We start from the raw sequence: 12,802 nt of genomic DNA on the forward strand, positions 1-12,802 counted from the left end.
CCCCATGAAAATTCTGGCGCTTTGTATCGGCAATCCGGAGAGGCTGGCCGGCAAGAGCTACAAGACCGGTATCTTCAAACGGCCCGTCAACGGCGCGGTGATGATCGACGCCGAGGGGGTGGTCGGCGATGCCATCTGCAACCGCAAACACCATGGCGGTGTCGATCAGGCGGTTTATATCGAGGGATCGCTGACGCTCGACTGGTGGAGCGAGGAGTTAGGCCGGTCTTACGAGCCCGGCACCTTCGGCGAAAACATGGTCATCTCCGGTCTCGACAATCGCGACGTTGCCGTCGGCGACCGGTTCGTATCAGGCGATCTCATCCTCGAAGTCACCGCATGCCGCATTCCCTGCGCCACCTTCGCCGCCAGGATGCACGATCCGAAATTCGTCAAACGCTACACCGATGCCGCCCGTCCCGGCATTTACTCTCGTGTCATCAGGCCCGGTGTGGCCGAGGTCGGAACGGCGGTCGAGCATCAGCCCTTTTCAGGCAATAAGGTGACGATGCCGGAGCTGATGAGAACATTCGGCCGGCAGCTTTCGGAGGCGGACCGGTCGCGATATCTCGCCGCCCCCATTCACTGCAAGCTGCGGGCGATGCTGGAAGCACAGCGTTAAGAGCGGCGTTCTGTAGGCATCGCCGGCTCGATAGCCGCATCGGCTAATGGAACCACAGTCAATATGAAGACCAATTGCCTGCTATCAGAATGGCAGCTTGAAGCCGGGCGGGATCGGCAGACCGGCGGTCAGCGCCTTTGTCTTTTCGGCGGCGAGCGCCTCGGCCTTGTCCTTGGCGTCCTTATGAGCGGCGACGATCAGATCCTCGAGGATCTCGACGTCGTCCTCCTTGAACAGCGACGGGTCGATCTTCAGGCTCTTGAGTTCGCCCTTGCCGGAGATGATGACGGTGACGAGGCCGCCGCCCGCCTTGCCTTCGGCCGTGAGCTCGGCGATTTCCGCCTGCATCTGCTCCATCTTGGCCTGCATTTCCTTGACTTTGCCCATCATGCCCATGATGTCGCGCATCGTCTCGCTCCTTCTTGAAACCTTAGAATTCTATGTCGTCGCCCGGCAGGATGTCGCCTTCCTCGGATTCGGCGACAGCCGGCGGTTTGACCTCGCCTTCCTCCTCCGGTTCGGGTGCCCGCACGCGCACGTCGATGATTTTCGCGCCCGGAAACTGCGCCAGGATTGCCGCTACGTCAGGGTCCTGGCGCGCGTCGCTCACACGCTGCTCCTGCGCCTTGGCTTCCGCCTCCACCATCGTCGGCCCGCCTTCTTCGCGGCTGGTGCTGACGATCCAGTGGATGCCGGTCCATTCCTTGAGCTTAACGGCAAGCTCGTTGAGCAGCGTATTCGGAGCGCCTTCGGTGAGGTTCACATCCAGCCGACCCGGCTCAAGACGGACCGGGCGCACGAAGTTGCGCACCAGTGCCTTCAGCTTGACGTCGCGCTTCTCGCTCGCAAGCTCGACGATGTCGGCGATGGAATTGACACGCACGAGCGGCTTCGGAGCCTCTGCGGGCCTGGCCTCGGTGCGGCCGATATTCTGCGGTTCCGGATTTGGCACGGCGCGGAGCATCGCGGTCGGCCCCGAAGGCTGCGGCCGTGGTGTCGGCTCCGTCGCCCGTGCCGTAACGCTGCTCTGATAAGGAACCCGTGTTCCGTTGCCGCCGCCATTGCCCGAAGGTGAGGAGGGCCGTTGGCCAACATTATCGCCGGAAAACTCCGTAAGCCGCCGCGCCGCATCCTCGGGCGCCGGCAGATGGGCCGCATGCGCAAGCCGGATCAGCACCATCTCGGCGGCACCCGCCGTGCGCGACGAGCCTTCCGTTTCGGGAATGCCCTTCAGCAGCATCTGCCAGATGCGCGACAGCGTCGTCACCGCAACACCCTTGGCGAATTCCGCCGCCTTGGTGCGCTCGATCTCGCTGAGAGAAGGGTCGTTTGCCGCATCCGGCACATATTTCAGTCGCGTTACCAGATGGGTGAAATCGGCAAGATCGGTGAGTACGACCACCGGATTGGCGCCGGCCTCGTACTGGTTCTGGAATTCGCCGAGGGCGGCGGCCACGTCGCCTTTGATGATATGCTGAAAGAGATCGACGATCCGGGCGCGGTCGGCAAGGCCGAGCATGCCGCGCACCGCTTCCGCCTGCACGGTGCCTGCGCCATGGGCGATCGCCTGGTCGAGCAGCGACAGGCCGTCGCGGGCAGAGCCTTCGGCGGCTCGCGCGATCATCGCCAGCGCGTCGCCTTCCGCCTCAATGCCCTCCTTGGCCGCGATTGTCGAAAACAGCCCGACGAGATCCGACGCGCTGATGCGGCGCAGGTCGAAGCGCTGGCAACGCGACAGCACGGTGATCGGCACCTTGCGGATTTCGGTGGTGGCGAAGATGAACTTCACATGCTCCGGCGGCTCTTCCAACGTCTTCAACAGGCCGTTGAAGGCCTGGGTCGACAGCATGTGCACTTCATCGATGATATAGACCTTGTAGCGCGCCGAAACCGGCCGGTAGCGCACCTGCTCTATGATTTCTCTTATATCGTCGATACCGGTATGCGAAGCGGCATCCATTTCGATCACATCGACATGCCGGCCTTCCATGATTGCCTGGCAATGTTCGCCGGGCACACGCAGGTCGATCGTCGGCTTGTCGATTTCTGCCGTCTTGTAATTCAGCGCCCGCGCCAGGATGCGCGCCGTCGTCGTCTTGCCGACGCCGCGCACGCCGGTCAGCATATAGGCCTGGGCAATGCGGCCGGTCTCGAAGGCGTTGGTGAGCGTGCGGACCATCGGCTCCTGGCCGACCATCAGGTCCGTGAAATCCTTGGGGCGGTATTTGCGAGCCAGCACCCGGTACCCGGTGCCCGTCGAGGCGGCATCTTTTGATTGTCGCTCGGTATCGCTCATCGCCCTGCTTGTCGCCCGAAATTGTCGAGCATTTCGTGGAGAGAAGGTGGGAGGCTGGCACGATGACCCGTGCCGGGCTCGTTAGGGCTGCTTCCTTCCGGACCTGACCCGGTTGGCGAGTGGCTCGTCCACCACCAACCTCCCGGATGCACATATCGGCAATATCGTCATCAAAAGCAAGCCAACATCCAAAAAAACTGCTAGTCCTAGGAAAAGACAGGAGGAATGTCCCTTGGACGGTTTTGTGCTCGACCCCCGGCTGGAAAACGACAGCGTCAGCATCATGGTCACCGGTCTCTGTGATCTCAGATTATCCAAGGATGCCCGCTGGCCGTGGCTCATTCTGGTCCCGCGCCGGGCCGGCATTGCTGAAATTTTCGAGTTGACGCCGCTCGATCAGGTGCTGCTCGCCTTCGAGACGGAGCTTGTCGCCAAGGCCTTGAAGAACATCACCGGCGCGACAAAAATCAACATAGGGGCTCTTGGCAACATCGTCCGCCAGCTTCATGTTCATGTCATTGCCCGCTTCGAAGGCGATGCCAACTGGCCGGGTCCCATCTGGGGTTTCGAGCGCGCCGAGCCTTACGAGGACGCAAGGAGAGACGAATTCACAGCAAAGCTGCGGGAAGCCCTTTCATCATGAACCATTCGCTTTTCGATTCGGATGTGCCGCATCCGGAACCCAGCAATCTCACTGCCTTTGCCGCCAACGACCTCAATCGCGATTCCGAACATCGCGACGAACATTCCGTCGAAAGGGCGCTGGCAAAGGACGGTACCCATATCTTCGCCTTTGCCCGGGACAAGCTGGTGCTGAAACATGACGGCCAGGTGCTCGATCCGCTGTTTGCCCGTTACGAACTGCAGGAATTGCAGCCGAATTGGGACGAGACTGTGCTGCTCGGCTACCGCAAATCAGGCGAGCCGCGCCTTGCCGTTCCCGTCGGCATCGACGTCGAGGACCTTGCCAGCCAATACAAGCCGGCCGACGGCCGCACGCTGTTTCGCGAGATGCTGATCGACGAAGTCTTGCTCGGCGAATTCGCCCAGGCCGCAAGCCTCATCCGCTGGAATGGCGACAACCGCTTCTGCGGCCGCTGCGGCGCGGCGATGGAGATTCATATCGGCGGCTACAAGCGCGTCTGCGCCGCCTGCGAACACATGATCTTCCCTCGTACCGACCCCGTCGTCATCATGCTGACGATCGACGAGACGCGCGACCTTTGCCTGCTCGGCCGCAGCCCGCATTTTGCGCCCGGCATGTATTCCTGCCTTGCCGGCTTCGTCGAACCCGGCGAAACCATCGAGAATGCCGTGCGCCGGGAAACGTTGGAGGAATCGGGCATCCGCACCGGCCGCATCCGCTATCACGCCTCGCAGCCCTGGCCGATGCCGCATTCGCTGATGATCGGCTGTTACGCCGAGGCCAAATCCACCGAAATTACACGCGACGAGACGGAACTCGAGGATTGCCGCTGGTTCACCCGCGAGGAAACAATCGAGATGCTGGAACGCCCGAGTGCAACGGGCAAGGCCTCTCCACCGAAAGGGGCGATCGCCCACCGCCTGATGCGCGACTGGGCGGAGTGGAAGCGGTAACACGATGCCGGTCGCCCGCTCGGAACGGCTGCTGACGCTGCTCCAGACGCTCCGGCGTTATCGGCGGCCGGTGACCGGAACTGTTCTTGCCCAGGAAACCGGCGTCAGCCTGCGCACGCTCTATCGCGATATTGCCAGCCTGCAGGCCCAGGGGGCGATGATCGAAGGCGAAGCGGGCATCGGTTATGTGCTGAAGCCCGGCTTCATGTTGCCGCCGATGATGTTTTCCGAAGAAGAGCTGGAAGCCTTGGTGCTCGGTTCGCGCTGGGTGGCCCGCGCCGCCGAGCCGCGCCTTGCGGGCGCCGGCGCCGATGCGCTCGCCAAGATCGTCGCCGTGCTGCCGGCCGACATGCGTGAAACGGTCGATTCGGCGACACTGTTCGTTGGTCGCAAACGCCAGGACGAGGACAGGGCTGATGTTTCGGCTATCCGCAAGGCGATCCGCCTGGAGCGCGTGCTCGAACTGCATTACGGCGACGAGCAGGGCCGTATCTCCCGCCGCCGTGTCTGGCCCTTCGCGCTCGGCTATTTCGAGCATGTGCGCATCATCATGGCCTGGTGCGAACTGCGCCAGGATTTTCGCCATTTCCGCACCGATCGCATCATCGACATGGCGGTCCATGAGATGCGTTATCCCCGTCGCCGCACGGTGCTCCTAAAGGAATGGCGCGAGACGCAGGACGTGCCGCTGGAGACCTGAACGCTGCTGCCATAAACTGTCAGCAGGGAGAGTTATTATCAGCCTCACTTCACTACAGCGCCGCGCGTCTTCGGACACGCAGGAGGCTGTGACATCCAGGTTTTGCGCATCGTGCCGATGCGCTTGGGAAGGAGTACTGATCATGGTAACGCCTCCAATCATTCAACAGGCCGGCGATCGCTTCGCCTCCGATAGTTTTGCAGATATCATTTCGGCCGAAACTTTTGCCGACGTCCGGCAGTCGGCACGCTCCGGCCTGCTGCGCCTGGCTATGAGCCTTTTCCGGATCCCCGAGGCAAGCCGCTCGAAACTCGATGTCGAAGCCATGCCGGATTCCCGCAGGCGCGACCTCGGTTTCATGGATGGGCGCAACCCGCGCCTCCAGGACCGGTTCCCGCTCTAAATATCTGATTGTCCAGCTCATCCACTTGACGAGAACGGGGCGTTGCTTTCGCGGCGCCTTTCGTTTCCTGCTGCCACAAATTGGCAGCAGGACATCTCGCATGACCCAACTTACAGCAACGGGAGAATCGAAATGACCAGCCCCAATCTGATAATCCTCTATGTCAAGGATCCTGCCGAAAGCGCCAGCTTCTACCGGAACCTCCTGAACCGCGAGCCGGCCGTCGAAGCGCCGAATTTCGTCGCCTTCCCGCTCGATGGCGGCTTCACCCTTGGTCTCTGGCGGCGCAGCAAGGTCGAGCCGCAGCCTTCCGCCATCGGCAATCGAGGCGAAGTGGCCTTCATGGTGGCGGGAGAAAATGCCGTCGCCAGGCAATATGATGACTGGCGTCAGCGCGGCCTGCCGATTGCCCAGGAACTGACCGAACTCGATTTCGGCCCGACCTTCGTGGTGCTCGACCCGGACGGGCATCGGCTGCGCGTCTGCGAGCCGGATAAATAATGAGAGAGCGCGAGGCCTGTTAAAGCAGACCTCGCATCACATGCCCCTTGTAGACGCCGAGGATGCGCACCTTTTCGGAGAAGAAACGCAGCTCCTCCAATGCCCGGCGAACGTTCGGATCGTTCGGATGGCCCTCGATATCGGCGTAGAATTGCGTCGCCACGAATTTTCCGCCGAGCTGATAGCTTTCGAGCTTCGTCATGTTGATATTGTTCGTGGCAAATCCGCCGAGCGCCTTGTAGAGCGCGGCCGGAATGTTGCGAACGTTGAAGACGAAGGTGGTGACGACCTTTTCCTCGGCCGAACTGCGTTGCGCCCATTCCTCATCGCGGGACAGGATGACGAAACGGGTAACGTTGTTTTCGGTATCCTCGACGTTCTCGGCGACGATCTCCAGCCCATAGAGATCGGCGGCAAGGCGCGGCGCGAGTGCCGCCATCGAGCGATCGCCGGTTTCCTTGACGAGTTTAGCCGCCCCCGCCGTATCGCCGGCGATGACAGGCTTCCAGCCGTGAGCGCGCACGATCTTGCGGCATTGGCCGAGTGCGTGGATATGGCTGTGCACCGTGCGGATCTCGTCCTGGGTGACCCCGGGCAGCACCATCAGCTGGAAGCGGATCGGCATGAAATATTCGCCGATGATATGCAGCCGCGATTCCGGCAGCAGATGATGGATATCGGCAACGCGTCCGGCAATGGTGTTCTCGATCGGGATCATTGCGATATCGGCGTCGCCATTGTCGACGGCCGTGAAGGCATCCTCGAAAGTCTGGCAGGGCAGCGGCTCCATGGTCGGAAACATGTCGCGGCAGGCCATGTCGGAATTGGCGCCGAATTCGCCCTGGAAGGCGATCCTGTTGGTCTTGATGTTCATGATCGTCCTGTCAGTTCTGCCGTGCAGAGAGGATGCGCCGCGCTTTTTCGAGGTCGGCGGGAGTATCGACACCGAGCGGAACCGTGTCAACGATCTCGGCATCGATGCGCATGCCGGCCTCCAGTGCCCGCAGCTGCTCCAGCGACTCGCGCTTTTCAAGCGTCGACGGGCCGAGCGACACGAACCGTTCGAGCGCCGCGCGCCGATAGGCATAGAGGCCGATATGATGGTAGAGCGGCCCCTTGCCGTAGGGCGCCGTGGCGCGAGTGAAGTAGAGGCCGCGCAGGCGGGTGTCGGAAATCGGCGAACCGATGACCTTGACGATGTGCGGCGCGGTCTTGTCCTCCTCATTATCGATTTCGATGGTCAGCGTGCCGATATCGACCGCCTCGTTCTCGAGGGGGCGCAAGGCCGCCCGCACTGTTTCCGGCTCGATCGTCGGCAGGTCGCCCTGGACGTTGACGATGAACTTCGCCTTGCCGTCCGGATCGACCTTCGTCAACGCCTCGAAGATGCGGTCCGAGCCGGATTGATGATCCTTGCTGGTCATGACAACTTCGAAGCCGGCGGCGGCCACCGTATCGAACACCTGCGGATCGTCGACGGCGACGACGACCCGGCCGATTTCGGCTTCTCTTGCGCGCATCGCCACCTGCACGACCATCGGCAGTCCGCAAATATCGGCGAGCGGCTTGCCCGGAAGCCGGGTGGAGGCCATCCGTGCCGGAATCAATACGAGCACGTCGTCGAAATTTGAATCACGCATTGTTCGGGCCTTCTATTCCGGGCTGAAAAGTGTCAAAAAGTCTCACGCATAAGACCATTTAGACAGTTGCAACGAACAGTCAAAAGACATAGGTTCCGCGCGATTTCAAGATGGTCCGGTTCTTGTCTGCCGGCTGCAAGGGGAGCATTGCAGATGAATTCATACGTCAATACGGCCGTGGGGGCGCTGCTCGGAACGATTTTCGTTCTGATGTCGGTCTCCATCGCGTCCGAGGGGATCTTCCATTCCGAAGCGCCGGAGAAGGAAGGTTTCGCGATCGTTGCCGAAGAGGCGCCGGCCGCCGGTGGCGAAGCTGCGCCGGCCGCTGCCGTTCCGATCGCGCAGTTGCTCGCTTCTGCAGATGCCAAGGCCGGTGAAGCGGTCTTCAAGAAGTGTCAGGCCTGTCATGACGGCACCAAAGGCGGACCGAACAAGGTCGGTCCGAACCTCTTTGGTGTCGTAGATCGCCCGATCGCCTCGCATGAAGGCTTCGCTTATTCCGCTGCGATGAAGGATTTCTCCAAGGGTAGCAGCGAGAAGTGGACTTTCGAGAACCTCAACAAGTTCCTGCTGGCGCCGAAGAAGGATGTTCCCGGCACCGCAATGGGCTTCGCCGGTCTGGCGAAGGATCAGGATCGCGCCAACGTCATCCTCTACCTGCACACGCTCGCTGATTCGCCGGTGCCGCTGCCGGATCCGAAAACGGCCACGCAGTGAACGGCGGGATGATCGCCTGATTTTCAAAGCCCGGCCCGCGCGCCGGGCTTTTTGCTGCGCGAAGAGCGAGTTTTTGCGCGCGTCGTTATGACAAGACCGCCGCGCATTTTGGGTGACATGCTCAGGCGCCGAGGAAATAGGCCCAGAGCGAGACCGTGATGGCGCCGAGAGCCGTTGTCACCGTGATCGTCGAGGCGGCGAGGCTGTGACCGACGCCGAACCGGTTGGCGATCAGCCAGGCGTTGACGCCTGTCGGCACCGACGAGGTCAGCACAATCGCTGCCGTCCATGCAGGGTTGAGGCCGAGGAGATGGCTCGCCGCCCAGACGCAACCGGGCAGCAGCAGCAGCTTTAAGCTCGAGGTGACGCTGGCAATACCGAAATTGCCGGAGACGCCGTATCTCTCCAGCGCCATCCCGAGCGAGATCAGCGCTGCCGGACCGGCAATGCCGGCGATCTGATTGACGACCGTCGCCAGCGTTGCAGTCATGGTAAGGCCGGAAAGGTGCATGGCCATGCCCGCCGCAAGCCCGATCACCAGCGGATTGCGTATGAGATTGATGGCGATCTGGCGAAGCACGAACATCATGCTGCGGTCGCTTTTGCCGGCGATCTTGCGCTCCGCATGTTCCATCAGCACTGTGCCAGCGACCATCATGACAGGCAGATGCACGGCAAGGAGGATCGACAACGCCACCAGCCCTTCGTCGCCGATGGTCCGCTGAACGAGCGGCAGCCCGATGAAGACGTTGTTGGCGAAGGCTGAGGACACCCCGGCGAGAACGCCGATCCGTTCGTCGCGGCCGAAAAGCCGCGTGGCGGCGATATGCCCGGCCGTCCAGGTGATGGCGACGCCGGAGAAATAGACGATCCAGAGCCGGAAAGGCGAGGCGCCGTGGAAATCCGCTTCGGCGATGGTGCGGAAGAGCAGCAGCGGCACGGCGATCTTGAAGACGAATTCGCTGAGCGCGTCGCCGACATTCGACGTCATCAGGCCGCTGCGAACGATCACCCAGCCGATGAGGATCAGGATGAAGATGGGGAGGACGTCGAGAATGATGGCTGACATGAGGCAGGATGCTCTGCGGGGGAGGGGAGTATCCGACCTCTACAGCATCGGCCCGAAAATCGGAATCGATTTTCGGTAAGTCCGATGCGTAGATTTAAAGAGTGAGAGCGTCCTTTGCATCCGAACGGATGCACGGCGCTCTGGCAGCAAAAGGTTCGAATTGAAAAGGCAAGCGCCGCCCGCTCCGGCGCTCGGCTCTCCGCAAAGCAAAAAAAGCGGGCACAGCCCGCTTTTCCGCTCCGGCCCTGCCGGATATCCCGATCACGAAGCTGCCAGTTCATCCGTGGTCAGCATCGCGCCGGTAAGATCGAAGGGATCATCCCTCGGGCGCCCGGCCGCAACTGAAAGCTGCTCATGCCGGTTTTCCTGCGAGTTTTTGTAGATTTCGAAGATGACAGCGGCGTGACGAATAAGCGGCACTTTTGCGAAGAAATAGATGCGCCATTCACCATTTGTCCTTCCAAACCGCAGAAATTTCGCTAAGACCGAACCCCGCTATCACAAATCCGGGACCCCCCATTTCATGACAAGATTCGATGTTCTGACGGTCGGCAACGCAATCGTGGATATCATCGCCCGTTGCAACGACCAGTTCCTCATTGACAACCAGATCACGAAGGCGGCGATGAACCTCATCGACGCCGAACGCGCCGAACTCTTGTATTCGCGCATGGGACCGGCACTGGAAGCCTCCGGCGGCAGCGCCGGCAACACGGCGGCGGGCGTTGCCAACCTCGGCGGTAAGGCCGCCTATTTCGGCAATGTCGCCGCAGATCAGCTCGGAGACATCTTTACCCACGACATCCGCGCCCAGGGCGTCCACTATCAGACGAAGCCGAAGGGCACCTTCCCGCCGACGGCGCGTTCGATGATCTTTGTCACCGAGGATGGCGAGCGTTCGATGAATACCTATCTCGGCGCCTGCGTCGAACTCGGTCCTGAGGATGTCGAGGCCGATGTCGTCGCCAATGCCAAGGTCACCTATTTCGAAGGTTATCTGTGGGATCCGCCGCGCGCCAAGGAGGCGATTCTCGATTGCGCCCGCATCGCCCATCAACACGGCCGGGAAATGTCGATGACACTGTCCGACAGTTTCTGCGTCGACCGATATCGCGGCGAGTTCCTCGATCTGATGCGCTCCGGCAAGGTCGATATCGTCTTTGCCAATCGCCAGGAGGCGCTGTCGCTTTACCAGACCGACGATTTCGAAGAGGCGCTGAACAGGATCGCCGCGGACTGCAAGATCGCCGCCGTGACGATGAGCGAGAACGGCGCCGTCATCCTGAAGGGCCGCGAGCGTTATTACGTCGATGCGATCAGGATTCGGGAAGTTGTTGACACAACGGGCGCCGGCGACCTGTTTGCCTCCGGCTTCCTCTATGGCTACACGCAGGGAAGGTCCCTGGAGGATTGCGGCAAGCTCGGTTGTCTCGCCGCCGGCATTGTCATTCAGCAGATCGGCCCACGCCCGATGACCTCGCTTTCCGACGCCGCCAAACAGGCGGGGCTTATTTGAAGGCCTCGCCGGGATAGGCGCCCCAGATTTCCGACTGCGCCACCCAGCCTGCGGCGCCGTCGGTTTCTGCGTGGCACCAATCGCCGTTGCATTCGCCGATCGTCAGCATCACGCCGGGTTCCAGCTTGGCGACGATCGAGGCGGAGGGCTGCGCCTCGCGGCGCAGGTTGACATAAACGCCCTTGCCCTTCGCCTTCATCCAGGGTGCGGCGATCGCCGCGCGCTGGCCTGACAGCAGCGACTGATTGACCCAGCCTTCAGTGCCGTCGGCATCGCGGATGCGGCGCCAATTGTCGTATTCCTGGATGATTTCCACCGGCAGGCCGGATTTCAGATACATCCACGATACGGCGAAATCCGTTCCGGGGCCGATGCGCAGGTTGACGCGCTTCGATTTCAATGTGACGAAGCGCGGCAACGGCAGGCCGCTCGGCCCTTTGGCCGCCTGCGCATGAGCAAATTCTAAGGTTCCCATGGATGCGGCCAGAGCGATCGCGAGGGCGAGGCAGGACTTCAGGACTTTGCTGCGCATGGAGGCTTCCGTTTGCTCGAATTCGCGGGCAAGCCCGGCCTGCACGCGGTCCGGGCTTTGACATTCCCCGGCTGCACCACGAGTTTTGTTTGTCTTCGCGTGCGGGTCTGGTAGAAATTGCCCGGAACGGGAAAATTATCACCCCTCTTGGTTAAAGACCTCTGAACAAGGCACCGCAGGCAGCCATGACAGCGAAGAAAAAACCGAAGGTCTATATCACCCGCAAGCTGCCGGATGCCGTCGAAACCCGAATGCGGGAGCTGTTCGATGCCGAGCTGAACATCGATGACGCGCCGCGCTCCGTTCCCGAGCTTATCGCCGCTGTCCGGACTGCCGACGTGCTGGTGCCGACGGTCACCGATCGCATCGATGCGGCCCTGATCGAAGAGGCGGGGCCGCAGATGAAGCTTATTGCCAGCTTCTCCAACGGCACCGACCACATCGACGTCGAGGCGGCGGCGCGCAAGGGCATCACCGTCACCAACACGCCGAACGTCCTGACCGAGGACACCGCCGATATGACAATGGCGCTGATTCTCGCGGTTCCGAGGCGGCTCGGCGAAGGGGCGCGGATCCTGACCGACAAGCCGGGCGAGTGGGCCGGCTGGTCTCCCACCTGGATGCTCGGCCGGCGCATTCACGGAAAGCGCATCGGCATCGTCGGCATGGGGCGTATCGGCACGGCGGTGGCCCGCCGCGCCAAGGCTTTTGGTCTTTCGATCCACTATCACAATCGCAAGCGCGTCAATCCAGCCGTCGAGGACGAGTTGGAGGCAACCTATTGGGAAAGCCTCGACCAGATGCTGGCCCGTGTCGACATCGTCTCGATCAACTGCCCCTCGACACCGGCAACCTTTCACCTGATTTCGGCGCGCCGCCTGGCGCTGCTGCAGCCCACCGCCTATCTCGTCAATACAGCGCGCGGTGACGTCGTCGATGAAGCCCAGCTGATCAAATGCCTGAGGGAGGGCAAGATCGCCGGCGCCGGCCTCGACGTGTTCGAGAACGAGCCGGCCGTCAATCCGAAGCTCGTCAAGCTCGCCAATGAGGGCAAGGTCGTGCTGCTGCCGCATATGAGTTCGGCGACGATCGAAGGCCGGATCGACATGGGCGACAAGGTCATCATCAATATCCGCACCTTCATCGACGGCCACAGACCGCCGAACCGGGTGCTGCCGGGCCGGTGAGCTAATTCGGGGAGCGGATT

Annotated in this window: 15 protein-coding genes and 1 other RNA gene; 9 read left to right on the plus strand and 7 right to left on the minus strand. The window is 61.6% G+C overall.

Translation table 11 applies throughout. The features are described from left to right. Window positions 1-4 precede the first annotated feature (4 nt). Complete coding sequence (locus tag HJC04_RS28805) at window positions 5-622, plus strand: MOSC domain-containing protein (protein WP_221147664.1); 618 nt, start codon at window positions 5-7, stop codon at window positions 620-622. An 84-nt stretch (window positions 623-706) separates the two neighbouring features. Here the strand turns inward: HJC04_RS28805 and HJC04_RS28810 are convergent, their stop codons facing one another. The 3 genes from HJC04_RS28810 to ffs all read right to left on the minus strand — a co-directional run bounded on the left by HJC04_RS28810 (window position 707) and on the right by ffs (window position 3,061). Further along, complete coding sequence (locus HJC04_RS28810) at window positions 707-1,030, minus strand: YbaB/EbfC family nucleoid-associated protein (RefSeq protein WP_003571208.1); 324 nt, start codon at window positions 1,028-1,030, stop codon at window positions 707-709. Between the two features lie 22 nt (window positions 1,031-1,052). Next, window positions 1,053-2,918, minus strand: a complete 1,866-nt coding sequence (locus HJC04_RS28815) for a DNA polymerase III subunit gamma/tau (protein ID WP_221147665.1) — start codon at window positions 2,916-2,918, stop codon at window positions 1,053-1,055. 46 nt (window positions 2,919-2,964) lie between these two features. Next, an RNA gene (ffs, locus tag HJC04_RS28820) (signal recognition particle sRNA small type) lies at window positions 2,965-3,061 on the minus strand. Window positions 3,062-3,150: 89 nt separating this feature from the next. On the opposite strand from ffs, the gene HJC04_RS28825 reads away from it, so the two are divergent. From HJC04_RS28825 to HJC04_RS28845, 5 genes are all read left to right on the plus strand, one after another. Continuing rightward, a complete protein-coding gene (locus HJC04_RS28825; protein WP_210629646.1) occupies window positions 3,151-3,561 on the plus strand; it encodes an HIT domain-containing protein in 411 nt (136 codons plus the stop codon). After that, the gene (gene nudC / locus HJC04_RS28830; protein WP_210629645.1) at window positions 3,558-4,517 is read left to right on the plus strand and encodes an NAD(+) diphosphatase; all 960 of its coding nucleotides are present in this window, start codon (window positions 3,558-3,560) and stop codon (window positions 4,515-4,517) included. Before HJC04_RS28825 ends, nudC begins: the two co-directional genes overlap by 4 nt. A gap of 4 nt (window positions 4,518-4,521) precedes the next feature. Next, on the plus strand, window positions 4,522-5,217 hold the full coding sequence (locus tag HJC04_RS28835; RefSeq protein ID WP_210629644.1) for a YafY family protein: 696 nt from the start codon (window positions 4,522-4,524) through the stop codon (window positions 5,215-5,217). Between the two features lie 142 nt (window positions 5,218-5,359). Continuing rightward, window positions 5,360-5,620, plus strand: a complete 261-nt coding sequence (locus tag HJC04_RS28840) for a hypothetical protein (RefSeq protein ID WP_210629643.1) — start codon at window positions 5,360-5,362, stop codon at window positions 5,618-5,620. Between the two features lie 132 nt (window positions 5,621-5,752). Continuing rightward, window positions 5,753-6,121 carry a VOC family protein gene (locus HJC04_RS28845; protein ID WP_210629642.1) on the plus strand — a complete coding sequence of 123 codons (369 nt, stop codon included), beginning with the start codon at window positions 5,753-5,755 and terminating at the stop codon, window positions 6,119-6,121. 19 nt (window positions 6,122-6,140) lie between these two features. On the opposite strand, the gene HJC04_RS28850 is transcribed toward HJC04_RS28845, so the two are convergent. Next, complete coding sequence (locus HJC04_RS28850; RefSeq protein WP_210629641.1) at window positions 6,141-6,995, minus strand: prephenate dehydratase; 855 nt, start codon at window positions 6,993-6,995, stop codon at window positions 6,141-6,143. A gap of 10 nt (window positions 6,996-7,005) precedes the next feature. Then, window positions 7,006-7,761: a 3-deoxy-manno-octulosonate cytidylyltransferase gene (locus HJC04_RS28855; RefSeq protein WP_210629640.1), complete on the minus strand. Its 756-nt coding sequence runs from the start codon at window positions 7,759-7,761 to the stop codon at window positions 7,006-7,008. A gap of 153 nt (window positions 7,762-7,914) precedes the next feature. Between HJC04_RS28855 and HJC04_RS28860 the strand changes: the two genes are divergently transcribed. Next, window positions 7,915-8,478, plus strand: a complete 564-nt coding sequence (locus tag HJC04_RS28860; protein ID WP_210629639.1) for a cytochrome c family protein — start codon at window positions 7,915-7,917, stop codon at window positions 8,476-8,478. Window positions 8,479-8,599: 121 nt separating this feature from the next. Here HJC04_RS28860 and HJC04_RS28865 read toward each other — a convergent pair whose 3' ends face one another. Then, window positions 8,600-9,547: an AEC family transporter gene (locus tag HJC04_RS28865; RefSeq protein WP_210629638.1), complete on the minus strand. Its 948-nt coding sequence runs from the start codon at window positions 9,545-9,547 to the stop codon at window positions 8,600-8,602. Between the two features lie 523 nt (window positions 9,548-10,070). Between HJC04_RS28865 and HJC04_RS28870 the strand changes: the two genes are divergently transcribed. Beyond that, a complete protein-coding gene (locus HJC04_RS28870) occupies window positions 10,071-11,063 on the plus strand; it encodes an adenosine kinase (RefSeq protein WP_221147666.1) in 993 nt (330 codons plus the stop codon). Here HJC04_RS28870 and HJC04_RS28875 read toward each other — a convergent pair. Beyond that, window positions 11,056-11,595, minus strand: a complete 540-nt coding sequence (locus HJC04_RS28875) for an SH3 domain-containing protein (protein ID WP_210629636.1) — start codon at window positions 11,593-11,595, stop codon at window positions 11,056-11,058. The genes HJC04_RS28870 and HJC04_RS28875 overlap by 8 nt on opposite strands. A gap of 185 nt (window positions 11,596-11,780) precedes the next feature. Here HJC04_RS28875 and HJC04_RS28880 point away from each other — a divergent pair, with 185 nt between their 5' ends. Next, on the plus strand, window positions 11,781-12,782 hold the full coding sequence (locus HJC04_RS28880) for a D-glycerate dehydrogenase (protein ID WP_210629635.1): 1,002 nt from the start codon (window positions 11,781-11,783) through the stop codon (window positions 12,780-12,782). The last annotated feature ends 20 nt before the right edge of the window (window positions 12,783-12,802 follow it).

The sequence above is a fragment of the Rhizobium sp. NLR8a genome (assembly GCF_019685235.1).
In the GTDB taxonomy this organism is placed as follows: domain Bacteria; phylum Pseudomonadota; class Alphaproteobacteria; order Rhizobiales; family Rhizobiaceae; genus Rhizobium.